21 protein-coding genes are annotated in these 23,588 nt (G+C 45.0%); 6 read left to right on the top strand and 15 right to left on the bottom strand.

The genetic code is table 11. The annotated features are described in order from the left end of the window. Positions 1-14: 14 nt before the first annotated feature. Complete coding sequence (locus tag P8596_RS08080; RefSeq protein ID WP_224520501.1) at positions 15-1,235, bottom strand: substrate-binding domain-containing protein; 1,221 nt, start codon at positions 1,233-1,235, stop codon at positions 15-17. 217 nt (positions 1,236-1,452) lie between these two features. Between P8596_RS08080 and P8596_RS08075 the strand changes: the two genes are divergently transcribed. Next, positions 1,453-2,967, top strand: coding sequence for an HD-GYP domain-containing protein (locus P8596_RS08075; RefSeq protein ID WP_224520502.1), 1,515 nt, complete (start codon positions 1,453-1,455; stop codon positions 2,965-2,967). A gap of 60 nt (positions 2,968-3,027) precedes the next feature. Here the strand turns inward: P8596_RS08075 and P8596_RS08070 are convergent, their stop codons facing one another. The 4 genes from P8596_RS08070 to P8596_RS08055 form a co-directional block, all read right to left on the bottom strand. Beyond that, positions 3,028-6,168 carry an AfsR/SARP family transcriptional regulator gene (locus P8596_RS08070; protein WP_224520503.1) on the bottom strand — a complete coding sequence of 1,047 codons (3,141 nt, stop codon included), beginning with the start codon at positions 6,166-6,168 and terminating at the stop codon, positions 3,028-3,030. Between the two features lie 210 nt (positions 6,169-6,378). Continuing rightward, on the bottom strand, positions 6,379-6,939 hold the full coding sequence (gene lepB / locus P8596_RS08065; protein ID WP_034763363.1) for a signal peptidase I: 561 nt from the start codon (positions 6,937-6,939) through the stop codon (positions 6,379-6,381). After that, complete coding sequence (locus P8596_RS08060; protein WP_224520504.1) at positions 6,936-7,577, bottom strand: TVP38/TMEM64 family protein; 642 nt, start codon at positions 7,575-7,577, stop codon at positions 6,936-6,938. Before P8596_RS08060 ends, lepB begins: the two co-directional genes overlap by 4 nt. Before the next feature lie 285 nt (positions 7,578-7,862). After that, positions 7,863-9,833, bottom strand: a complete 1,971-nt coding sequence (locus tag P8596_RS08055; protein WP_224520505.1) for a S9 family peptidase — start codon at positions 9,831-9,833, stop codon at positions 7,863-7,865. Positions 9,834-10,040: 207 nt separating this feature from the next. Between P8596_RS08055 and P8596_RS08050 the strand changes: the two genes are divergently transcribed. Continuing rightward, positions 10,041-10,430 carry a YhjD family protein gene (locus P8596_RS08050; RefSeq protein ID WP_034763359.1) on the top strand — a complete coding sequence of 130 codons (390 nt, stop codon included), beginning with the start codon at positions 10,041-10,043 and terminating at the stop codon, positions 10,428-10,430. Between the two features lie 7 nt (positions 10,431-10,437). On the opposite strand, the gene P8596_RS08045 is transcribed toward P8596_RS08050, so the two are convergent. Then, positions 10,438-11,007 (bottom strand): competence protein ComK, encoded by a 570-nt coding sequence (locus tag P8596_RS08045; RefSeq protein WP_079533760.1) that lies wholly within the window; start codon positions 11,005-11,007, stop codon positions 10,438-10,440. 196 nt (positions 11,008-11,203) lie between these two features. Here P8596_RS08045 and P8596_RS08040 point away from each other — a divergent pair, with 196 nt between their 5' ends. Further along, the gene (locus tag P8596_RS08040; protein WP_034763355.1) at positions 11,204-11,440 is read left to right on the top strand and encodes an IDEAL domain-containing protein; all 237 of its coding nucleotides are present in this window, start codon (positions 11,204-11,206) and stop codon (positions 11,438-11,440) included. A gap of 121 nt (positions 11,441-11,561) precedes the next feature. Beyond that, entirely contained in the window at positions 11,562-12,242 is a 681-nt protein-coding gene (locus tag P8596_RS08035) for a DUF421 domain-containing protein (protein WP_224520506.1), read from the top strand. Between the two features lie 37 nt (positions 12,243-12,279). Here P8596_RS08035 and P8596_RS08030 read toward each other — a convergent pair whose 3' ends face one another. The 4 genes from P8596_RS08030 to P8596_RS08015 all read right to left on the bottom strand — a co-directional run bounded on the left by P8596_RS08030 (position 12,280) and on the right by P8596_RS08015 (position 15,350). After that, the gene (locus P8596_RS08030) at positions 12,280-12,603 is read right to left on the bottom strand and encodes a hypothetical protein (protein ID WP_224520507.1); all 324 of its coding nucleotides are present in this window, start codon (positions 12,601-12,603) and stop codon (positions 12,280-12,282) included. 192 nt (positions 12,604-12,795) lie between these two features. After that, positions 12,796-14,067: a M48 family metallopeptidase gene (locus tag P8596_RS08025; RefSeq protein WP_224520508.1), complete on the bottom strand. Its 1,272-nt coding sequence runs from the start codon at positions 14,065-14,067 to the stop codon at positions 12,796-12,798. Between the two features lie 255 nt (positions 14,068-14,322). Beyond that, the gene (locus P8596_RS08020) at positions 14,323-14,634 is read right to left on the bottom strand and encodes an AzlD domain-containing protein (protein ID WP_224520509.1); all 312 of its coding nucleotides are present in this window, start codon (positions 14,632-14,634) and stop codon (positions 14,323-14,325) included. Further along, positions 14,631-15,350: an AzlC family ABC transporter permease gene (locus P8596_RS08015; RefSeq protein ID WP_224520510.1), complete on the bottom strand. Its 720-nt coding sequence runs from the start codon at positions 15,348-15,350 to the stop codon at positions 14,631-14,633. The genes P8596_RS08020 and P8596_RS08015 overlap by 4 nt, the downstream gene beginning before the upstream one ends. 102 nt (positions 15,351-15,452) lie before the next feature. On the opposite strand from P8596_RS08015, the gene P8596_RS08010 reads away from it, so the two are divergent. Together P8596_RS08010 and P8596_RS08005 are read left to right on the top strand one after the other, a co-directional pair. Then, positions 15,453-16,010, top strand: coding sequence for a helix-turn-helix domain-containing protein (locus P8596_RS08010; RefSeq protein WP_224520511.1), 558 nt, complete (start codon positions 15,453-15,455; stop codon positions 16,008-16,010). A 116-nt stretch (positions 16,011-16,126) separates the two neighbouring features. After that, the gene (locus tag P8596_RS08005; RefSeq protein ID WP_224520512.1) at positions 16,127-17,191 is read left to right on the top strand and encodes a CotH kinase family protein; all 1,065 of its coding nucleotides are present in this window, start codon (positions 16,127-16,129) and stop codon (positions 17,189-17,191) included. Positions 17,192-17,233: 42 nt separating this feature from the next. Here the strand turns inward: P8596_RS08005 and P8596_RS08000 are convergent, their stop codons facing one another. From P8596_RS08000 to dcuS, 5 genes are all read right to left on the bottom strand, one after another. Beyond that, complete coding sequence (locus P8596_RS08000) at positions 17,234-18,484, bottom strand: YeeE/YedE family protein (protein ID WP_224520513.1); 1,251 nt, start codon at positions 18,482-18,484, stop codon at positions 17,234-17,236. 131 nt (positions 18,485-18,615) lie between these two features. Beyond that, positions 18,616-19,518 carry an AEC family transporter gene (locus P8596_RS07995; RefSeq protein ID WP_224520514.1) on the bottom strand — a complete coding sequence of 301 codons (903 nt, stop codon included), beginning with the start codon at positions 19,516-19,518 and terminating at the stop codon, positions 18,616-18,618. Between the two features lie 70 nt (positions 19,519-19,588). Continuing rightward, complete coding sequence (locus tag P8596_RS07990; protein WP_224520515.1) at positions 19,589-20,911, bottom strand: 2-hydroxycarboxylate transporter family protein; 1,323 nt, start codon at positions 20,909-20,911, stop codon at positions 19,589-19,591. A gap of 199 nt (positions 20,912-21,110) precedes the next feature. Then, entirely contained in the window at positions 21,111-21,821 is a 711-nt protein-coding gene (locus P8596_RS07985; protein WP_279726555.1) for a response regulator, read from the bottom strand. Further along, positions 21,814-23,415, bottom strand: a complete 1,602-nt coding sequence (gene dcuS, locus P8596_RS07980; protein ID WP_224520517.1) for a DcuS/MalK family sensor histidine kinase — start codon at positions 23,413-23,415, stop codon at positions 21,814-21,816. The genes P8596_RS07985 and dcuS overlap by 8 nt, the downstream gene beginning before the upstream one ends. Positions 23,416-23,588: the final 173 nt, after the last annotated feature.

Genomic DNA, 23,588 nt, shown 5'->3' with positions numbered 1-23,588 from the left:
CGTTTACGTTCAATTTAGTTTCGGATTGGCGGCGCTGTTTCTTCAGGAGAAAGTTCCCTGATCAATACCGGTACAGGATATGGAACTCCTTCCTTCTTTTCAAGCTTAATGGCGTACAGTGTTTGAAGGGCCTGATGATCTTCTTCACGGAACGTCATCGTCCCTTTCGGCGTCTCAAAGCTCATGCCTTCCATCGTGTCGATAAGTGTATCGGCATCCAGATCCCCTTCCGTTTTCTTGATCGCCTCGACAATGGAAATTGCCGAGCTCATCCCTCCAGGAGTGAAGAGATCCGGTACTTCATCATATTTCTTCTGATGCTCTTCCACTAGCCAGTCATTGATCTTATTGTCAGGCAGTTCATGGTAATAAACACTGAAGCCTTCCATCCCGACAAGGGGTTCCATAGCGGAAAGGGCGGCAATATCGGGTGCTCCCGTTGATATTTTGATCCCTTTTTCCTGAAGCTTCATATCCGCTATCTGATTCCATGGAGAATTGGCTCCCGCCCAGATGACAAAAAGATAGTCCGGTTTACTATCGATGACCTTCTGGATGTTGGAGGTGAAATCTGTCGCTGCCGGGTCGGCATATTCTTCCAGGACGATGTCCGCTCCGAGTTTTTCGGCTGCTTCCTTAAAGGCGGCCACCCCGTCGCGTCCAAAAGAGTAATCAGGTGCCAGAGTGGCAATCTTCACCCCATCCTTCGCGATCGCCGCAGCACCTGCAACAGCATCCTGTGAAGAGTTACGTGCGGTCCGGAAGATATATGGATTAAACTCCGATCCTGTGATGCTGTCCGCAACGGCAGGTTCGACAATCATGATTTTTTCATATTCCTCTGCAAGAGGGAGCACGGCCAGGGTGTCACCTGAGCTTGAAGATCCCACCAGGAAATCGACTTCATCCTCTTCTAATAGTTTCGTTGCTTTCTGAACCGCTACCTCCGGCTTTGTTTCTGTATCTTCATAGACTACTTCTATCTTCTTTCCAGCCACCTCCATCTTTCCATCCGTCGCATACTCAAGACCCAATTCAAATCCCTGCTTCGTCTGCTTACCGTATGACTCCAGCGCCCCTGTCAAGGAAGCAAGCACCCCGATTTTCACCGTCTCCTGTTCCTTCCCATCCCCGTCCCCTGATCCACTGCTGCTTTCCGAACTGCAGGCACTTGCCGTTACCAACAGGCAGGACAACATCAGGATGAAAGCCGTCCATCTAAATGATCGTTTCATTCTTTTTCCCCCTTAAGATTGAACTAAAGCGATAATAGCTTTGATTTCATCTTAGTGGAGGGGAGTTACAAATGAGTTACAGGGTAGACAGGGAGGCTGTCTAGTAGTGCGTGATGGTTGTGGTTGTTTATGTTGGGATGATAAAAACCATGTTCCCCCCTCCCTTTTTCCTATATAATGAATCTACTAAATGTTAGTGAAATTGGAGGATTCATCCTTGGAGATATTTCAGCGATTTCAGCGTACCATCATCAAAAATTATCTTTTAGGCAGTTTCATAGCCGTGTTCGGTGTCGGCTCTGTGTTCATTTTTCAAACCCTTTCTCTTAAGGAGGATGAGTTCATTGCAATGGGCAGCATCATCTTCCTTTCGATTGTCACCATGTTCGGATTTGAATTTCTCGTCTACAGGAAGCATATTCGTCCAATGAAAGACGTTTATATCGGGAAAGACCATTCCATCGATTTGGAATTCCTCGTTACCGCTTATAAACAAGCAGAAAGATTTCCGCTATTAACCGTTAAACGGATCCTGTTGCCCCACTTCCTGGGGCTTTCAGTTCCTTCGACTTTGCTGACAGTCGTGTTCATCCATGAAGGCACTCTTTCCATTCCGTACTCGTATATCCTTTACGCATGGTGTGGGGCTTTTCTAGTGGCGATCCTTCATGCGCTGATTGAATTTTTCTTAACATTCAAAGCTTGTCACCATCTGCAAGTAGATCTGATCCGGAAGGCGAGGGTACGGTATGGAGTGGATCCTTCCAATGAGTCCACTTTATTTATCAGTTTAAAACAAAAGATCCTGGCCGCATCGCTATTCCTTGCCCTGTTCCCGATCCTGCTGTTTTCACTCGCGTCACAGATCCGCTTATCCATCGCGGACTCTGCTCTTTTAGTGGACTACTGGAAATGGGCTGGCATCCTTGTCCTCATCATTACGATTCTTGCCTTCTACGGGGCGATCCTTATTTTTAAAAATATTGAAGGACCCGTAATGGAATTGGTCAACCGTTTTGAAAAGGTGGAACAGGGGCATGTTGCACCCTCTCTCAATACGTATACGGACGAGTTCTCTCACCTCTTTTCGGGATTTAACCATATGGTGGAAGCCATCAATCTCCGGGACCAGAAGAACCAGCAGCTTCTCGACCAATTTTTCGCAGTGGTGGCAGGCACATTGGACGCACGAGATCCTTATACCGCAGGTCATAGTAAACGTGTGGCGGAATATTCCGTTCTGATTGCCAGACAGTGTAAATGGTCCCTGGAGGAAATCGATTTACTCAATAAGTCGGCACTGCTTCATGACATCGGAAAGATCGGGATCAGGGATGACGTGCTTTTAAAAGAAGGTCGATTGACCGATGAAGAATTTGATCAGATCAAACGTCACCCTGCAATCGGTGAAGAAATCGTCAAAGGGGTCCAGTTGACGGAAGAACTCCAGCCCATCTTACCCGGGATTAAGCATCACCACGAGAGGATCGATGGCTTCGGTTATCCGGACCGGTTAAAAGGGGACGAAATACCCGTATTCGGACGATTGATCGCTGTCGCCGATGCCTTTGACGCCATGACGTCTGATCGCCCTTACCGTAAAGGGATGCCTTATGAGAAGGCATTTTCCATCTTGAAAGAAGGAAGGGGGACACAGTGGGACAAGGAATTTGTGGATGCTTTCCTGAAGAGGATGGAATTTGATGCCGGGAATAAAAGGCAGACAGGGTGATACATGCCTCTCCACGCCAAAAAAGGATCCAATCGCAAACCGACCGGATCCTTTTCCTATCTAAAGTGCTTTTCCGCCACTCTCTATTCCCATCACCATTTCATACATTTGAATGGTCGCCGTCATCGGTTCTACACCAAGTTCAGACTGAAGGAGGGATTTGCACCGCCTGAACCATTTAACGGCCTGTGGGCGGTTATTTTTTTGATAATAGCCGTACATAAGGATTCTGTAAGCTTCCTCCCAGAGGGGATCATGGTCGATGATGGTGAAGCAGTAATCGAGAGCTTCGTCTACCTTTTCCTCTCTGACAGCAAGCTGTGCCCGTTTTTCCAATCCCCTCAAGTACAGCAGCTGTAATCTTTCCCTTTCCTTTCCGGTCCACCACATGCCTTTTCGGTCGGGCAGGAACTCACCTTTATAGTAGTGAAAGCCCCTTTCAAGATATTGTATGGACTTTTCCATATCATTCTCCTTTAACCCTTCCATGATCCAATCCGTAAATTGTTCGGCATCGTATTCAATATTTGCTGATGAATTCAATCCGTAGCCTTCCTGGTGCCTCCCGATAAAGAAAGCTTTTCCCCTTGCTTGTCGATTCGGCTCCAATACATTGTTCAAAGCATTGAGTGCCACTTTGAAATCACGGTCGGAACCACTCCCTTCTGGCCACAGCTCTTCGATGATTTCTTCCTTCCTCTTTAATTGCTTTCCATGGATCAGCAGATATTGAAATAATTCCTTTGCCTTCTCCCTTTGCCACTGCTTCTCAATGACCCTTTGATCCCCTAACTGGATTTCAAATCGGCCAAGGGTTTGAACCTTTATGGAATAACCCGGGTGAGAGGGGATCGAATCATACCCCAACCTTGTTAGCAGTTGATGACAGTATGGAGCATGGATTCCTTCCTGATAAGCTTTCACGATTAACGGAACCAGGCTTTGCAGGTCTTTTGGCCCGAATGTCGTCGGCTTAAAAAAGATAAATTCATATTCCCCTGTCTGTACTTCATTCAAACAGGAGATCATGCTCTCCATAAACAAGGCAGTATCACCGGTTTTATAAGCGACTGCGCTTTTCCACAGCTTTGTCATCGTTTTGCCGTATCGGTCACCGCAGGAATCAAATTGCCTCTCCGCCCGGTCAAAGCATGTTCTTGCCTCTTCCCATTCTTCACGGTAGAAATCCGTCATTCCCATACTGAGCAGGATAAGGGAATAGAGCCACATGTCCTCCACCTTTTCCGTTTCATGCAGCGCTTCTTCGGCCAGTTCCTTCGCCCTTTGAAACTCACCCATCCGGGCAAAAAGAATGCTCAATCCCATATACGGTTCTGCTTTTCCCCTGGAGACATTGATTTGACTCATTAATTCTAGCGAGGTTTCATAACAGTTTTTTGCCAGGGATGTATCATAGTCGCTGATCAGCTGGACCGCATGTCCCATCCTGATCCACCCGCAGGCTTCCACAAATGGAGATTTCCCTTTTATCCCCTGACTGATTCCATGCTGTGCCAATGATTTGGCTTCCTTCCCGTTCCCCATGAACGATTGAATGAGAGACAGTAGCAATTCTTTCTCACGGTGTGATTGAGGAAGCTGATTTTCCCCTTCTTTGTATAGCAGGACCTGCTTGGCTTCTTGAAGCTTGCCTGTCCTGAGCAGCATCCTTGCTTCGAGGTTGCCTTCTTCTTTCATGAATCCGTTCCTTTTTCCTTTGTCATACCAAAGTTTTGCCTGTATCGCCTTTCCTGAGTTTACAAGGTTCTCGGCTGTTAACACGTACAGGTGATTCTTTTCTTCCACATATTCTTGCTCCCCGGCTTCAAGGCATTCAATGGCCTTAAGTAAAAACCGCTGTGCTTTTCCCGGCTGAATCGTATCTAAATAAATCCGTCCAATTCCTTCATATGCTTTACTCAACATAATCGGGTCATTTTCTGTCAGCTGCACTCCCCTCGTATAGGCTTTTTCTGCTTTTTCATAAAATGAACGATAGCGAAAAAATTCTCCTTGATAAAACCATAGGGAATGATGGTGATCCTTTACATGATCAGGTATCCCTCTTAAGTAATCCCCCAATGTCTCGAGCTGCCCGCCCTTCATCATCCCTTCAGCTTCTTTGACGAGGATCGTGGACACTGCCTCGATATTCCCCATTTTCAAATAATGGAATATGGCTTTCTCCCAATTCCCGTTCCCTTCGAAGAATCGGGCGCACTTCAAATGAAGTTCCTGATAGAGCGCTGGGCTTTCTTCTTTTAATCTTCGTTCTAAAAATGTTTGGAACAAGGCATGCAGACGAAAATGATGAGAGCCTTTCATTTCCTGTAGGAGAGCATTCTTTTCGGATAGCTGCTTCAGCATCTGTTCGGATCCCGGCAGTTCAAAGATCACTTCGCACGTACTTCCGTTGATTTCATCCAGGATCGAAATCTGCTTAAGGAACTGTTGCACGATGGGTGTTTGTTTGGAGAGCACTTCCTGGGCCAGGTAATGAAAGAGTTCTTCCAGGGAGGAATGCTGTTTTTCCACCGTAAGGATATCCGGATTCTCCTTAAGCTGCGAGTGGATCATACTGACTGCGATGACCCAGCCTTCGGTCAAATCATAAATGGCATCGAGCTGGGATACAGGGATGAGGGTTTCATGAAACCCCGTTAAAAGCAACTCCACCTCTTCTTTCTTGAGGCACAAATCACTTTCTGATATCTCCATCAGTTGACCGGATATCTTAAGCTGTATAAATGAGGACCAGGCAGGTTTGGTGCGTGTAGAAAGAAAGAAATGAATATTACCGGGTAAATGTTCGATGACTTTCTCCATCCATTGATTGATGAGAAAGGAATGATCCACAAGATGATAGTCATCTACAATGATGGTGAAGGAGTGGGGGATTTTCATACATTCATTAATAAACAGGGCACTTAACCGGTGGATATCATCTTCCTTCATATATTGTCCCATAGACCGGAGCATCTCTCTTAGTTCTTCTCCAAAATGTGGCATCTGCTTTTGGATTCCATAGACGATATTGGTGACAAAAGGGATCAGTCCATCATCGGTCTGAGTGATGGAGTACCAGCAATATTCTGGTTGTACATCCTGTAAAAATTGGCTGATGGCCGTACTTTTCCCATAGCCTGCTCCCGAATGGACGATCACTAATTTGTAATCTGTAACCGTTCTCATCTTTTTCATTAAGCTTGGACGCCTAATGTAGGAATCCTTGACAACAGGCGGCACAAATTTGGTTTCAATGATTGGAATTTCCGCTGTCACATAACCACCCTCAAAACGAACGAATTTTCTTACTATTCTATCATATTTATATTGGTCAAAGGTGGATAACTAGTACATAATCGGCAAAAAAAGGAGGCGTCCCCATCATGAGACGCCTTCTTTTTCGTTCTATTTTCTAAACTGTACATCCCATTCATTGATCGGCCAATAGCGAAGGTCCACTTTCCCGACAATCTGCTCACGATCCACAAATCCGAAATAGCGGCTATCCATACTTCCCCTGCGATTATCCCCGAGAACGAAGATCTTACCTTTAGGGACTGTTTTTTCTCCTGTGATTTCCTGCAGGGTAAAATCACCCGTCAGCTTACTGCCGATGTACTCCTGCTTGAATTTCTCTAAATAGGGTTCTGGATAGTACTTCCCATTCACATAAAGTTTGTCATCTTTGTACACGATTTTATCACCAGGCAAACCAATGATCCTCTTCACATAATCTTCTTTTTCATTTGCATGGAACACCACTACATCAAAGCGGTCCAGTTCTCCTATATGATAGCCGATTTTATTGACAACCAGTTTATTTCCATCCTGCAGTGTCGGCATCATCGATTCGCCTTCCACCACATAGTTGGAGAAGAGAAAGGTCCGAATGATGATGAATATGATTAATCCAATTCCCAAGGCTTTGATCCATTCAAGTCCTTCTCTTTTTACCTCTTCTCTCAATTTGATTCCTCCTGCTTTTTCCGTTCGATTCGTTGGTCTAATTCCATTTTCTTATTCAGATGTATCTCAATTCTTTTTCCGATAAACCATAACACAAAAATAATAGCCACAACGATTACAGTACGAATTGGTTGTTTAACTAATGATATAATATCATATCCTATAAAACTAATGGTGAATATCATCACCATTTTCCCCGTTACCACTGCCAGCATATATTGAGCAATGCTGATGGAGGATAATCCTGCCACCACATTTACAACCGCAGACGGAGTAAACGGGAAACACAAAAGGATGAACAGCGGTCCAAACCCATGCCTGTCTACCCATTTTGTCAATCGATTCACTTGCTTATTCTTCCTCAAGAAGCGAAAGACCCTTGTCTCCCCGTATCTTCTTACCAAAAGAAAGACGATCAGGGCACCAAGCGTCGCACCGATCCATGAGAACAAAAAGCCCCACCATAAACCGAATGCATTCGCATTGGCCGTCACAAACACCACCAGGGGCAGGAACGGAAGAAATGCCTCCAGCAATGGGAGGAGGATTCCGGGAATCGGTCCAAATGAACGATATTGCTGAATCAATTCCATCATATTTTCAAGCGTAAACCAATTTTTTATCGTATTGATATTCATATTATATGTTTCCCCTTAAACGACCATGAACTTCGCCTTCACTTCTTACTCTCTCATCATATCACACCGGAACAGGATTTCCATATTGCAATTTGACGTGTCGTTTTTATTAATACACGTTTTCCTAAAGCGGGGGATTGTAAACCTCATCCGGCAGGGTAATTTTTTTCATGACGGGTCCTTGCCCACCTGTCGAACGTCTAAGGATGGCCGTTCCCCCTCTCCCTATTCCGTTTCCCTCAAAAAAACTGCCATCCCCACCGGAATGACAGTTCTCCCAATCCTCTATAAATGCTCCCCGAACCAGTCGAGTATTTCCTGCAAACGGGCTTCCCGCATGGATGGCTTTCCTGTACGGGAGAGGTTATGGTTGGATTCCGGGAAGCGGACGAACTTCGTCTCTTTATTCTCCCGTTTTAATGCGATGAATAACTGTTCTGCCTGCTCGATCGGACAGCGGTAATCCTTTTCACTGTGAAGGATCAATAACGGAGTGTCCATATCCTTCACATAGGCGAGGGGAGAGTGCTTCCACAAAGTTTCAACGTCCCCAAGGTCGCTTTGAATCTGCCACTCGGAGAAATAGTAGCCGATATCACTCACTCCATAAAAGCTGATCCAGTTACTGATCGATCGCTGGGTCACAGCTGCTTTGAACCTGTCGCTGTGGCCGATGATCCAGTTGGTCATGAAGCCTCCATAGCTTCCACCGGTCACACCAAGGCGGGATTCATCGATGAAAGGAAATTTCTTCAGTGCGTAATCCACTGCCTTCATGATATCTTCGTAATCCCCTCCGCCATAATCACCCCGTACGGCATCGACGAACTCCTGACCGTAGCCGTGACTTCCTCGGGGATTGACGTATAAGACAGCATAGCCGGAGTTTGTGATGACCTGGAACTCATGAAAGAATGTGTTACCGTACATCGTATGAGGACCCCCATGAATTTCCACGATAAGGGGATACTTCTTTCCTTCCTCAAATCCCGCAGGTTTCATGATCCAGCCTTGGACCGGCATATCTTTCGCCCCGTTGTACATGAACGATTCCGGACAGGACAGTTCCCTCGCGGCAAGCAGATCCCCGTTTAAACGGGTGATGGTGGTGAGTTCTCCGGTCGGGACATGCAGTGTATACAATTCCCCTGGTTCTGTCGGTCTGCTCATTGCCAACAGGATGGTTTGGCGGTCCGAATCCAGGTCGAATCCGTAGACATGCTGCTCTTCCTGTAAAAGTGCAGGATAAATGGCCCCCTCGATGTGAGCATAATAGAGGACCGTGTTCCCCGAGTCCGATGCCAGAAAGTAAAAACTTTCATTGTCCTTAGACCATTGTATCCCCGTCCGTGACGAGCCCTGGATGCTGTCGCTGTTAAGGTAATCCCCTACCGGCACATCCATCCCTTCAGTCAGGCAAACGGAGTATCCGGTCTCAAGTCCGTGAATATATATCTTATTATGAGTTGCGTTTTCAAATTCACGATTATGGCCAATATAGGCAAGGTGCGTGCCATCCGGAGACCAGCTTGCTTCCCCGTAGTATCCCGGCTCCCCGTTCACTTGTTTCATCTCTCCAGTGTCAAGGTGAAAAAGATATAAATCGGACTGGAATGAAAAGTCCCTGTCTTCTTTCCTGTCTGTCGATACGGCAAGGTACTTTCCATCCGGGGACCATGAATGAAGCGTGTAGTCATGTTCATCATCCGTGAGCCTTTTCATTTCCTTCGTTTCTACATTCACATATGCTATCTGTGAATATGAATCATCATGGAAGCCGCGATCATCACTTTTATATTTCATGCTTGTTGTTACAAAAGGCTTTGGCTTTTCCTCTTTTTCGTCTTTGTGATCAAACGTTCCGCCTTTCTCTAAGCGAATGGTTAAGGCAATCTTTTCACCGCATGGGGACCACACAGGATTCGAGACCGCAACCGGACAGTCCGTGACCCGCTCTGCTTCCCCTCCATCCCGTCGGATGAGATAGAGCTGATTGACACCGGACCGGTTGGAGATGAAAGCAATCCTCCTTCCATCAGGTGACCATCTTGGTGACGAAATCCTCTGTTCCCCAAACGTCCATTGACGAATGGATTTTTCTTTTAGGTCGATACTATGTAAGGTTGAGAAATATTCATCTTTTTCTTTACACATCACCGTTTGAACGAATACAGCTTCATCTCCACCCGGTGAGAGCCTTGGATCCGATACAGCCTTTATTTCATAAAGGTCTTTTATGGCCATGCTTTTCTTCATGCTACGGCACCTTCCTTTCATTTTGTACCCTATATATTTTCGACATTGAAAATGCGAATCCCTTCACGGATAAAAACCTGCGATCCCCTTCATAATAGAAACAAATTCAAATTCTACAATTTTCCCTATTGAAAGTAAATTGAAATCAACGTAAAATATGAAATACGAACACACGTTCTATACCAAAGTGAAAAGGAGTCTTTTCATATGACAAGGATACCGGAGACCGATCGGAATATTTTGGAGCAGGCAATCTATCTGCCCATGGTGCTGACGATATTGAATCGCGACCTGCAAGTCGTCGACAGCAGCCCATTTAAATTAAAGAGACCGTATTTAGAGATGATCGAGGAGACGATGAAGGTCATTCAGGGAGAACTGGCCCACGTTAAAAAGTATATGAGGACGAATAAGATGAAGGTGGAACGGATTCAATCGGATGATGCTTTCACGATGTACATGTTTTTGTATAAGGGATATGAAGAGCACCATAATTACTTCAATCCACGCCTCCGGAACCGGGTGGAGGATTTAATGAGACATTATCTGTTCCGCCGTTTCACGGAAACAAAGACAGATACAACAAAAGAAGCGTGACAGTGGCTCACGCATCGGTTTTGTGTATATGTCGATTCAAATAGAACGTTTTTACATTATTCATTTCACTCTGGACCTTCGTATTATATTTACTTTCCATTTCAGCGATCCGCTGTGTATAGGCAATGCGTAGATCCGAGGTGCGGAGCATTTGGTTTTCAAAAGAACTGTAAGAAATGGGAACCGTACAGGATTCATTGTTTTGCAGGAAGATTCGTGTTGATCCATTTGTCAACCGTTCATATCCCCGGACATGGGAGTGGGAAATCCATGCACATTCCTGCTTTACTGGAGAGGATGTCGGGAATAGATAAATGGACATATCAGGGTTGACCATGATGGGGGCTTTGTAGATGATACCCGTAAGTTTCTTCGTACCTTCTTTCCTGCCTTCATAAGAACAGCCAAAGAATTCACAACTTTTCTTGAGGATATCAAAGGGTTTAAACGGAGAAATCAATACGTCATCCACCTCTATTATTTTCGTAAATGTCCTGGCGCCATATTCCATAGGCTGAAGGATCATCGTATGGGGATTCACTTCATATTCTTCTATAATTCGAGATTTTTCTCTCATTTCATCGCCTCCATTTACATTTTTCACCAAAATAATACCACAAATTTCGAGGGTTGTCTCTCATATTTTTAAAAATTCTGATATTTATCCCCTTTTACTGTTTTATGAATAAAAAATTATCAGAATATTTAATTTTTTGGTTGAATTTTTACTACTTACCCCATATACTAATAAAAAGAATTCAGGGGTGACGTATATGGAAAGCAAAAAGTCCTATACAGAAATGATGAAAGCCGCTGCCATGACCCGGAAGAAAGCCGCTGAAAGAAGCGTAATGGAAATCTATATCGATATGGTCCTGCATGAAAGCATTTTAATGACACAGAAATCCAAGCTCTTAATTGACATTGATGCCGCCCTGGATACAAAGGATAAAGCACTGTTCATGAAATTATCAAAGGAATTAAATGAATTGAACGTAAGTTACGGATAATCATAAATGGCTGACTCCACCTCCCGAGTCAGCCATTCCCTTTTTATCGGACGGGCCTTTGGTACCTTCACGTGCATGACTTCCTCCCCATTGGCTAATCCTAATGGGGAATCTATACACGATGGAGCGAATCATCATGATCCTATTGATAAAAGTTCTGGTCCTCTACCTGATCACCATAGCGGCTATGAGGCTGATGGGTAAGTCTACAATCGTCCAGATGACCCCTTATGACCTGGTGGCCATCATCATCGTCGGGACCATTGCCTCTGAACCATTGATTTCAACAAAATTCTGGCCGACCATCACAGCCCTCGTCTTTCTTGTCGGACTCCATGTGCTGTTTTCATTCCTTACGTTAAGTCAATGGGGAAACCGGTTCTTCCTGGGAGAGCCTACATTGTTAATAAAAGACGGGGAAATATTGGAAGATAACCTGGAAAAGTCAAAGATCTCACTCATTCAATTAACATCCATCCTCAGATCTCAAGGATACCCGAAGATTTCAGATGTGGACTATGCGATGCTCGAGCCCATCGGTGAAGTGAGCATTATCCCCAAGGTAGAAAATACGCCGGTGACAGTGGAACATCTCAAATTGAAGATCGACGATGAAGGCCTGCCGATTTCGGTCATAGTGGACGGAAAAATCCAAACCAGGAACTTGAAGCTCCTGGGAAAATCGAAGGAATGGCTGGAAACACAACTAACCAACTCCAACCTGCACCATAAAGATGTGATCTTCGCCTATATGACGGAAAAAGCGAAAAACCTGGTTATCAGCAAAAGAGAAAAGGCCTAGTGGGTGACCAGGCCTTTTTCTTTATGCCTTCAAGATTTCAATGGAAAATGTCCCCATAAGCTTTTATTGTTAAATAGAATACGACTACAGTGTAAATCAAGGCTGTCCAAAATGATATCGAGTGATAGAATCTCTTCTTCTTTTTACCTTTTAACAAGTTGTGGATCCTCTGATACCGATAACCACCACCGTAAGTATAAATGATGATCAAAGTGATCAATATCCCAATGATCAATGACCATTCCATCATTGGGCGGCCAGTTTCAAGATAACTCCAAAATGGCAATCCCACTAACACCAACATAGTAAAAGCAATCTTGCTAAAGTACAACAACAGTTTTTGGTGTATGATTCCTTCCATCCCCTACCACCTCTCCATCCAATTTTCATGATCCAGCTTTTAGATATATTACTTATTTTACCATAAAAGTTATAATTTAGAGAAAACATTTTTTACTTAATCTTTCTGTTATCATAGCTGGTTGATCCTTTCCCCGTTCATTCAAAAATAAAAAAAAACGAGTCAATATAGCTTTGACTCGTTTTTTTCTCTTTACTCTTTTTTCTTCTCCGCTTCATATTCCTCAAGCATCGACAGGCGTTCAAGCATTGTAGGATGTCCGTAACGGAAGATCTTCACCAACAGAGGCGGATTCACTTGGGATAATCCCACCTTCGATAACTTCTGGAAGGACGAGATGGCCGACTCCTTATCACCGGTCATTTCGATGGCGTAGCGGTCCGCCCTCGTTTCCTGGTACCTGGAAATCCAATTGCTGAGTGGACTGATCGTAAACAACAGCATGGATGTGATCATTAAAAATAATGGAAGTGAACTCAAGTTCGAGACTTTCGAAACTTTCAAATCATCACTGTGATTGGCCACGATGCCCCTCATCAGCTTAGCCGTCAGGAATAGCCCGAAGAAGGACAGAACGAGATAGATCCCGATTCCGATATAGATATGCTTTTCCACGTAATGAGCCATTTCGTGGGCCATGACGAAGAGGATTTCCTTGTCTGTCAGCTTTTCAAGGGTCGTATCCCATAAGACGATCCTTGAATTGGACCCTACCCCGGTGACATATGCGTTAAGGGAATTGGTCTTCTCTGACATATCGACTTCAAATACGTGATCAGCAGGGATATCGGCTCTGTCTGCAAGTGAGAGGATCTGCTCTTCCAATGCTTTATCCTTCAATGGATAGAAATCATTGTAGAGGGGATCTATCAGTACAGGCTGAACAAACATCATGAAAATCGTGAATGGCACAGACAAAGCCCAGGCGGCAAGCCACCAGCGCTGTTTAAAGCGTTTCATCAAGGCATACAGGACTGAGACGATGATGAACATAAGCAGATAATTCACCCAGAAATCCGTGATTTCGTCCTTCATCCACATGGAAAACGTCTGAGTGGAAATGTGGTAGCTTTTTGAAATCTTATATGAAATATACTGCAAAGGGAAAATAGCCACAAATGAAGAGATCGATAACCAGAATAAGAAAATGGCCGTTTGAAGGAACCCATTCTTCACGGTCCCCCTCGCCCATTTTTCAAACACACGGGATACTCCGAAAATCAGGATCAGGAAATAGAATAACCATTCATACGGAGTGGATAAGAAAAATAATAGATTCTTGATTTTGGAAAAGTCCTCACTCAACAGAATTTCTTTATTATTCATAAAAGTGGCCGGGTCCGCACTGCTTCCCTTATACGTTTCAGGTAAAGTGGAATCCGCCAGGAAAAATAAGTACACATATAAAAATAAGCCTAATAGCAAGTAAGCCAATATTGACCTGAGCGCCCATTTTCTAGCCAACATACTTCCTCCCTTCGTCTTCACTACTATATGTAATACCCTGTCCAAAGTTTTAGAACCTAAACACGGACGGTGAATGAAATGGTCCCGTCCGGGAAGGGAAAATCGTTTATCTGACGTTCTGGTGATTTACGTACCACATATCCGCCATATCTTCATTATATCTGCCAGGATAAATTTTTATCTGTCATTTTTCAAATTTATATAGTACGTCCAGGTTCCATAAAAAAAAGCCACGATTTAAATCGTAGCCCTCTACATTAAAGAGACCGAATACAAAGACAAAACGGAGATCGCCCCGATCACCACAAGGATCACGTTGGCACCCAAAAACGCGATGGCAAAGGCAGCCACCGTCCCCACTGCCCCAAACAGGAGGTTCCCTTCCTGTATCAGAAGAATACTCGGGAAAATCAACGCTCCCAAGACAGCAAAAGGGACATTCTTCAGCACTCCTTGAAAAAAAGGTGGAAGTTCCTTTCCCTTAAATACGAGGAAAGGGAGCATTCTGGGTATGTATGTCACTACGGCCATTCCAATGATCATCCACACAATGGCAGGATTCATATGGTTTTCCCCCTTTCTTTCAGCATGATGACTGCCTCAACGATCACGGCAGATGCAATCGTGGCGGCCACAATCGACCAGCCGTTTGAAAGGTTTGTCGTAAATAGGAGGGTGCTATTCAGAGCCCCTGCGACAACGGCTAAAAATGTGACCTTGACGCTCTTTTTCATAGAAGGGACGAGAAGTCCGACAAACATGGCATACAAAGCAATGGTCATACTGGCCTGGAGGAAACCGGGGAGGATTTCTCCGATAAAATATCCCACACCGGAATTCACGACCCAACTGCCGTATGAAATGAGCATAACCCCAACGGCAAACCCCGTCCGCACTTTCCCCTCTTTGACACTGATGACCGTGAAGGTTTCATCCGTGATGCCAAACGCATAAAAAAGCTTTTTAAACAAACGGTCTTCTTCAAGTTTCTCACTTAACGAAGCAGACATCAGAAAGTGACGGATGTTTACAATGAACGTTGTTAGAATGATTTCAATCATTCCGGTACCCACCGCAATCAGGCTCAAGGATATGTATTGAGCAGCCCCTGCGAACACGAGCATGCTCATCAAGATCGTCTCCGTCACTGTAAGCCCGGTTGTGCGTGCCAACAAGCCAAACGTCAGGGCCACAGGCATATATCCAATGGCAATGCTGATGCCACCCTGCAGGCCATAGCGAAAGTCACTCACTTTTTTCGTAGAAAGAAGTGCTTCCATCCCTTCACATCCTTTATAATAAGTGTTATTCACTATTTTAATTTTTTGATAATTTATTATATTATACATATAGACGTTATAATAAACAAGAGGAGTTTTATCATGGAAAATTTCCCGATACAAATTGGTGAGAATATCAGAAAGATCCGGAGAGAACGGGGATTCAGCCTTGAACAAATGGCTGAGCGGACAGGGGTCAGCAAGGCAATGATCGGTCAAATCGAACGTGGGGATTCGAACCCTACCGTCGCCATTCTGTGGAAGATTGCCAATGGCTTGAAGGTATCCTTTTCTTCCCTCATTGAGAAGCCGAGCAGCCAGGTGTCCATCATTCATTATGAAGACGTGCAGCCTGTGCTTGAAGATGACGGCAACTACATTGTGTATCCCATCTTCCCTTTCGATCCCTTAAAGAAATGGGAAAGCTATCGGGTGGAAATGAAACCGGGTTGTACCTATCGGAATGAAGGACATACGAAGGGTGTAGAAGAATACATCACAGTTCTATCAGGAGAGATCACCCTGAAGATTGCAGAGGAAAAGTATGAGTTGACGGCAGGAAGTTCGATTCGGTTTGCCGCTGACTCTGGTCATCAATACTCCAATGAAGCGAATCAGGAAGCTGTCTGCCAAATGGTCATTTATTACGGGGAAGAGTAAAGCAGTCATGAAATGGAACCTCCATTTCATGACTGCTTTTTTTTCTCACGTCGTGTCAAACTTTGGAACCCACCAATATACTATTACATCTTTAAGTTGAGAGGAGAATAATGAACATGACTTCTTCCCTACCCTCATTTGACCTCCAATTCGATCATACTGATTTACGGGAGCTGGAACGTGATGTATGGAGCAACACTTCTGTTCCGGCTCAATTGAAAATAGAAGATGCCGTACATGACATCCATATCCGGTACAGGGGATCCTATACACGGGAACTGGAAAAAAAGTCGTATCACATAGAATTTGGCAAACAACAAGACCCGGATGAATCCTCAGAACTGCACCTGAACGCAGAGTCCCTTGATCCCTCCCATTTCCGGAATAAACTCTCCCTCGATTTCATGAGGGAACTGGGCATCCACACACCGGAGAGTCAGCATGTATTCATTACCCTGGAGGGGGAACCCCTTGGTTTATACCTTCAGCTGGAATCGGTGGATGAGATCTACCTGAAAAAGAGAAACCTTCCCCCGGGGACGATCTATTATGCGGTCAGCGACAAAGCTGACTTCTCACAAAAGGGAAAACGCGGCCTGACATCAGGATACCAGCGAAAACTCGGACATATGGAAGATGATCATACCCTCATCCACTTCATCAAGAGAATCAATTCACCTTCAACCTTCCAACATGAAATCCCCCGGCTCTTACACATTGAAAACTACTTGAGGTGGCTTGCCGGGGCTGTCTGTACAATGAATAATGATGGATTCACCCATAACTACGCTTTGTATCTGAACCGGAGGGATCAACAATTTTCCATCATACCGTGGGATTACGACGCTACATTTGGAAGACGGGTAAACGGGGAGGTCATGGAATGGGATTATGTACCGATTACGGGGAAAACGAAAAACAAACTGACCACACAGCTAATGAAACGATCGGGCTACCGAAAACGATATAAGGATATATTGGAGGAAATTCTTGAAACGACGTTCAATGTGACACACCTTGAAGACAAAGTGATGAGCTTACACTCTTCCCTGAGACCCTATATCCTGATGGACCCCCATTTTCAGAGGGATATTGATGTGTATGACCGGGAACCTTCCTTCATCCTTCAGTTCATTAAAGATCGCGGTGCTTACCTGAGACAGGAATTAAGGTATCTCTAATAAAAAATAAAGCGTGGGAACAAGAAATTCCCACGCTTTCCATTAACAGAACGTATCCTTCGGTTTTGGAACGGACAAGCCGAACAGAGGACGAAGATAGAGTGCAAGGAATGTGCCGGCAAGGGCCAGAACTCCCCAGATGTAACCGTGAAGGCTGAAGGAAGCAATTCCTCCGAAGTACGCGCCGATGTTACATCCAAATGCCAAGCGGGCACCATATCCCATCAACAGTCCGCCAATGACCGATGCCATGGCATTTTTACCAGTGATCTTATTGAAGCGGAACAAACCTCCGGCTGCAGAGGCCAGGAATGCTCCAAGAATGACACCGAAGTTCAATACGGTAGTAGAATCAGCAAAGATTGATGCTTGAAGGGCCTCTGCATTGGCTCCTGACCAATAGCCCCAGCTGGCAACATCTACACCGAACATTCCGGCAACCTTGGATCCCCATAACGCAAAGGCCGATGTAATTCCCCATGGATTTCCCCGCGTCATGAGTGTGAGGGCATTCAATACCGCAAGAACGATGGCAGCTGCAATAAGTGGCCAGGATCCACGGAAGATCCGCTTCCACCCTTTTGCAGACGGAAGAACTGCCATGCGCGGAGGATTCTTCTTCTTTTCGATCCGAAGGGTGACCCATGCAACGAATGCGAAGAATAACATGGACACGACCCACGCGCCGAAATAACCCAGTCCTGTAGACGTGGCCAGCGAGATCGGCTTAAAGGAAGGAAGCTCCTCTGTCCAAAATGGAAGATGAGCCGCTCCGACGGTTGCACCTACAATAAAGAATAATAGCGTGATGAACATGACGGAACGCCCTCCGCCAATCGCATAAAGGGTTCCGGAAGCACATCCTCCCCCCAGCTGCATCCCGATCCCGAACAGAAAGGAACCAACAATCAGGCTGACACCGACTGGTGACACATAGCCTGTCGCTTCTCCTCCAAAAAAGGTGTACCCTGTAGCAAGAATTGGTGCAAACAAAGTAACCGCAACGGCGAGCATTACCATATGGGCACGCATCGCCTGGCCGTTTCCGACAGACATCACCCTGCGGAAGGCAGAAGTGAAGCCGAATCGTGCATGAAATAATGTATATCCTAACAGAAGTCCGAGAACGAGAAGCACGGTTTGGGCGATTTCCTGTGTAAAGAGCAGGTAGAGACCAAGAACCGCTGATACGATGATCCCACCAGCCACTAATGACGTCTGTGGTGAGTTCAATTCGGTACTCTTTTTCTCGGGACCTTTTTGTTCATTAATTGGTTGAACATATTCAGCCATAACAAATCCTCCTTAATCTTATTGATTTGGTTGGAATTTATTTTACAATAGTAATGGATTCTTCAGAATCTGTCAAAAGATGAGCTTCCATAAAAAAACCACCTGAGTGAAAACACTCAAGTGGTTTTACCTTATGAAACCAGTGCCAACATGACCGGAATCGTCACGATACTCAAAAGGGTCGTGACCAGCGTACTTGCTGATACGAGATCAGGTTCCGTATTGAATTGCAGTGAAAACATCGTCGTATTGGCAGCAGTCGGCATGCTTGCCAATATAATAAGGATTGAACCAAGTGTCGATGAAATCGGCAGCAGGGAGACGATCGCCAATGCCAGAATGGGCGAAGCGACCATTCTCATAATCACGATGAAGGATAATGCGCTTCTCTCCACTTTCTTCCCGCCAAGAGTGGCCAGCTGCATCCCGAGGACCACCATGATTGTAGGGATCGTGGCTTGTGAGATCAAATCGATCGTTTGATGTAGAAATAGTGGAACGTGAAGGTGCAATACCTGGAAGGCAAGCCCGATAAACGCTCCATATAAAATCGGCATCTTGACGATCTTTATCCATATTTCCTTTGCTCCCCTTGCTTTGTCACTCCCGCTAATAGCGTAGTATAATCCGATCGTATTCATAAGGAAAGATTGAATCACCATCATGATGACGGCATAGCGAAAACCGAGTTCGCCAAACCCGAACAGAATGATGGGTACACCGTAATTACCCGAATTCATGAAAACGCCGGAAAGGATCATGGCCGATTCTTTCGGTTTTGAGTAGTTCCTGAACGCAGCCACTATTTTAACGGAAAGAATCAATATGACACAAAGTGCGAGGCAAAAGAGAAAAATATAAAGATAGTCCATATTCAGTTCATTTTCGTAAAAGGTCTTGAACGCCAGGAAAGGATACATTAAGTAGATGGCCATCTTCGAAATCGAATTGATTTCAAAGCCAAGTTTCTTTTGGCCCATATATCCAACGGCAAAGACCAGTAAGGCAGGCAGTACAATCAATATTACATCCATTTATGTCACCACAATCTATTGAAATGAAAGATAGGCCTGACTACTAGAGTCAAGCCTAAGTGTACCATATTTACAGGAGTGGGATGATTAATCCGGCTAACAGCAGGATCAATGCGCCACCCAGTCGTGAAGAAATCTGTGCGAATGGCATTAGCTCCATTCTTTTGGATGCTGACAACACGGCAACATCCCCTGTTCCTCCCATATTCGCCATGCACAGTCCCGCGGTGATGGCTGCTTCGATCGGATAAAAACCGACCAGTTTCCCAAGGATCGCTGCACCGATGATCGCCCCCAGGACCACTCCGAGTACGGTCAGGATATATTGAAGAGTCAAAGCTTCAAGGACCGTATTCAAATCCGTGTACGCAACACCGATCCCGAATAGTAAAGCGAAGGTCCAGTTAGCCGCTACAAATTGATACCACTGACTCGCTCCCTCTACAACATTTTGAGGAATGATATTTGAGATCTTCGCCACTGCCACCAGAATGATCATGATTGCATAAGGATGAAGAGGCAGAATGGATCCCAGCAGGGTACCAACCGTAAAGAATGTCAGGGCAGCAAGTAAGCCAACTCCCATCTTCTCAATATGATACTTCTGCTTTGTTTTCTCATAGGTAAAGCCTTTCATGAGCTGGCCGTTTCCACTCAGGGAAGGGACCTTTTTCCCGATAATATCAAGAACCGATGCGAGAATGATGGCAAATACATTTCCCAACGCAAGTGCCGGTACAAGCATCGATATATAGTAGCTCGGATCATTCCCCATCATTTCTGAATAGATCTGACTCATCGGCACTGCGCCGGCTCCCATTCCACCACCCATGATGGGCATGGTAATGACAAGGATCGCTTCTTTAAGGGTAAAGCCGACAAGAGATCCAAATATACCGGCTACAATGATCGCTCCGGCCACTGCACCGAAGATTGGGAGAAAGTAGCGAAGGCCCACCTTCACCAACACTTTCGAATTCATCCCCAATATACTTCCGGTAATTAACGCCGCAATATAAAAATTCAAGAATCCACCTGACTTCATAAAGTCGGTCATGGATGTGACCGTGGTTTCAGGAAGCAATCCGGCATAGACCATATAAGCCGCGCCGAAAATCGCGATGATGGCACCTCCTCCAAGGAATGTTTTTACGATGGGGGTACGGTCTCCTGCCCATCCAAATAATTCACCAAGGACCATCATGACGAGAAGGCTTCCGATCATCCCTCCCGGCAGATTCCCCGTGTACATGCTAACCAGCGTAATCCCCGCGAAGACCAGGAACCAAAGGATCGGCATACTAAAGATTTTAAGAGAACGATCTTTCGTATCCGTCACATCCTCTTTTGTTTTCCCATTTTCATATGAAAGTGTTGATGCAGGTTGTCCCATTTTGTTCATCCCCTTTGTCGATTTATAAGTACGAGCTGAATACTGTACCACTCTTTCCAGTACTCACTTCCTTACACCCCTGTAATCGCACTTTAGCAACCGCTTACATGATACTCATTTTATGAAAACGCTTTATGATTTCATAGATTATGAAACTATTGTTTGTTTTTTGAAATTAAAATAAGCAGCCATAAGCTGCTTATAAATAACTTTCGATTCTCGGGATATTCATTTTTTTCAACGAATACTGATATACCGGCCTTCCGATTCCATAGACCAAAGTTTCATCCACAACCCCGATTTCTTTCAAGAACCTCAGGTACTTTCTGATCGACACCCGTGAAATGGACGTCACCCCCGCTATATCATCTGTTGAAAATGACTCTTCTTCGAAACTGACAAGCTCTTGATAAATAGACGCCAATGTACTTCTCGCCAACCCTTTAGGAAGGGACATCTTCTCCCGGGTTTCCTGGACATCCCGTAATAAAAGCAAATCCAGTTCGCCTTGTTCGATGATAGAATGCTTTTGAAGAATGTGATTACTCTCCCGGTAAGACGTCAACGCTTTTTTAAACCGTTCGAATTCAAAGGGCTTGATTAAATAGTCGACCACGCCCATCCTGAGGGCACTTTGAATATTCTCGACTTCTGATGCCGCTGTGATGAGGATGACATCCATTTTCCGCTGTTCCATGCGAATTTGCTCCAATAAGTCCATTCCCGTTTGCTTCCCGGGCAAATAAACATCCAATAATATCAAATCGACCTTCAACTCATTGATCTTCTCCATGGCATCTTCAATGGAATTCGAAATGCCGATTAATTGAAATCCATCGATCTCTTCCAGATACCTTTGATTAAACCGGGCCACCATTGGATCATCTTCCACGATCAATACATTAATCACCTTTCATCGCCTCCTTATATGAAGCCTGAACGATCATGGTCGTTCCCGAACCTTCCTTCGATTCAACATGCAGGGTCCCATTCAGCTTACCGATACTCTCTTTCACCAGGAAAAGACCGTAGCCCCGTCCTTCTCCCTTAGAAGAATACCCCTTGATGAAAATATCCTCAACCATGTCTTCCGGCATCCCTATTCCTGTATCCGTCACTACGATTTCAAGCTGACCATCCTCAAAAAACACCTCCATCAACACTTCCTTTTCCTCACAACCCATCGTTGCATCAATACTATTATCCAATAGGTTTCCAATGATGGTGATCAGCTCATGGGTAACGGCCGGGTTCCTTGGTTCCGGAAGAAAATCGTGACATTCGATGGTTAACCTAACGTTCTTTTCCCTCGCGTAGCTCAGTTTCCCCATGATAAAGCCGGCCAGGGCAGGGTCTTTCACCTTCGAGGTCACCCTGCTCACTTCGTCGACACGGAAGGAAACAAGTTCTTTCACATACCGGCCTAAGTGGCTGTAATCCTTCATCTTTACGAGTCCCATAATGACATGCATCTTATTCATGAATTCATGTGACTGAGCCCGTAGAGCTTCCGCATATGATTTTACACCGGTTAGTTGTTCCGCCAACTGATTTACTTCCGTCTTATCACGGAAGGTAGAGATCGCTCCGACTACCTCATCATTGACGATTAATGGAACCCGGTTCACGAGTATTGATACCCCGTTGATTGTCTGCTCTTCGTCAAGCTCGGGTTTCCCCGTCTCCATCACCCGTTCAAGACGGGTGTGCGGCATGTATTCCTTAATGGGCATACCTATCGGATCAGAACTCAGTCCAGCTTTATTGAAAATTTTCAGCGCTGATTTATTCACAAGGGAAATGGTGGTATCCTTATTCACAGCCACCACTCCTTCATGGACCGACTGGAGCATCGTATTCCGCTCCTCTAAGATCTTCGCAATCGCAAAGGGTTCAAGCCCAAATAAGATTCTCTTTATGTACCGGGCAATGAAGATTGCGCCTATAATCCCCACAATGATTCCGAGAGCCGAACCCAATAATATATTGTAGTGGCTTTGATTAAGCGCTTCCTCTACACTTTTTAGGGAAATCCCGACAGACACTGCCCCGATCTGTTCGTGTTTCTCATTGTAAACGGGAGAAAAAGCCCTCACAGACTTACCAAGCGTGCCCTCAGAAATGGACAGGCTTTCTTTACCTTCCAACACATCTTTCTCGTCCCCACCGACAAAGTGCCTGCCAATCCGATCAGGATCGGGATGTGATTTCCGTATGCCCTCCATGTCCATCACCACAACAAACAGGACCTCTGCTGATTCTTGGATATCCAAAGCGTATTCTTGTATGCTGTCTTCCTTTTCTGGATTCTGAAGGCCGTTCTTCACAATCGTCGAGTGGGCCACCGTCCTTGAAACAATCTTAGCTTTTTCTTCAATATTCGCTTCAATATTATCATTGATCGTCCTTGTAATCAGCAGATCGGTTATGACAAGGGAAATGAGGACAACGACACATACGAAAAGAATGATGATGGTACTTAGTTTAAGCTTCTTCTTTTTCACGGGCGTCACTCCTGTGCAGTTTGGTATGATTGTTTATTTTACATGAATTTTGGTTTTAAGATAGACCCGCGTAAAGAAAGAGGCTCCATGGGAACCTCCAAAACCTTTATGGGAAGAAAACTTCCCTGTACCCAGCTCTTCAAAACACTGTGGCAGTTCTTCTATTTTTGAAA

The organism is Rossellomorea sp. DA94, assembly GCF_029834455.1.
Lineage (GTDB): Bacteria > Bacillota > Bacilli > Bacillales > Bacillaceae_B > Rossellomorea > Rossellomorea vietnamensis.
Note: the sequence above shows the minus strand (reverse complement) of the source record. Positions and strands in the feature narration are given on the sequence as shown.

Bases quoted from the DNA above. Each gene is read 5' to 3' on its own strand.
- P8596_RS08080 (WP_224520501.1), bottom strand. From the start codon at position 1,235: ATGAAACGATCATTTAGATGGACGGCTTTCATCCTGATGTTGTCCTGC.
- P8596_RS08070 (WP_224520503.1), bottom strand. From the start codon at position 6,168: ATGAAAAAGATGAGAACGGTTACAGATTACAAATTAGTGATCGTCCAT.
- P8596_RS08060 (WP_224520504.1), bottom strand. From the start codon at position 7,577: ATGAATATCAATACGATAAAAAATTGGTTTACGCTTGAAAATATGATG.
- P8596_RS08055 (WP_224520505.1), bottom strand. From the start codon at position 9,833: ATGAAGAAAAGCATGGCCATAAAAGACCTTTATGAAATAAAGGCTGTA.
- P8596_RS08050 (WP_034763359.1), top strand. From the start codon at position 10,041: ATGACAAGGATACCGGAGACCGATCGGAATATTTTGGAGCAGGCAATC.
- P8596_RS08045 (WP_079533760.1), bottom strand. From the start codon at position 11,007: ATGAGAGAAAAATCTCGAATTATAGAAGAATATGAAGTGAATCCCCAT.
- P8596_RS08040 (WP_034763355.1), top strand. From the start codon at position 11,204: ATGGAAAGCAAAAAGTCCTATACAGAAATGATGAAAGCCGCTGCCATG.
- P8596_RS08035 (WP_224520506.1), top strand. From the start codon at position 11,562: ATGGAGCGAATCATCATGATCCTATTGATAAAAGTTCTGGTCCTCTAC.
- P8596_RS08030 (WP_224520507.1), bottom strand. From the start codon at position 12,603: ATGGAAGGAATCATACACCAAAAACTGTTGTTGTACTTTAGCAAGATT.
- P8596_RS08020 (WP_224520509.1), bottom strand. From the start codon at position 14,634: ATGAATCCTGCCATTGTGTGGATGATCATTGGAATGGCCGTAGTGACA.
- P8596_RS08015 (WP_224520510.1), bottom strand. From the start codon at position 15,350: ATGGAAGCACTTCTTTCTACGAAAAAAGTGAGTGACTTTCGCTATGGC.
- P8596_RS08010 (WP_224520511.1), top strand. From the start codon at position 15,453: ATGGAAAATTTCCCGATACAAATTGGTGAGAATATCAGAAAGATCCGG.
- P8596_RS08005 (WP_224520512.1), top strand. From the start codon at position 16,127: ATGACTTCTTCCCTACCCTCATTTGACCTCCAATTCGATCATACTGAT.
- P8596_RS08000 (WP_224520513.1), bottom strand. From the start codon at position 18,484: ATGGCTGAATATGTTCAACCAATTAATGAACAAAAAGGTCCCGAGAAA.
- P8596_RS07995 (WP_224520514.1), bottom strand. From the start codon at position 19,518: ATGGATGTAATATTGATTGTACTGCCTGCCTTACTGGTCTTTGCCGTT.
- P8596_RS07990 (WP_224520515.1), bottom strand. From the start codon at position 20,911: ATGGGACAACCTGCATCAACACTTTCATATGAAAATGGGAAAACAAAA.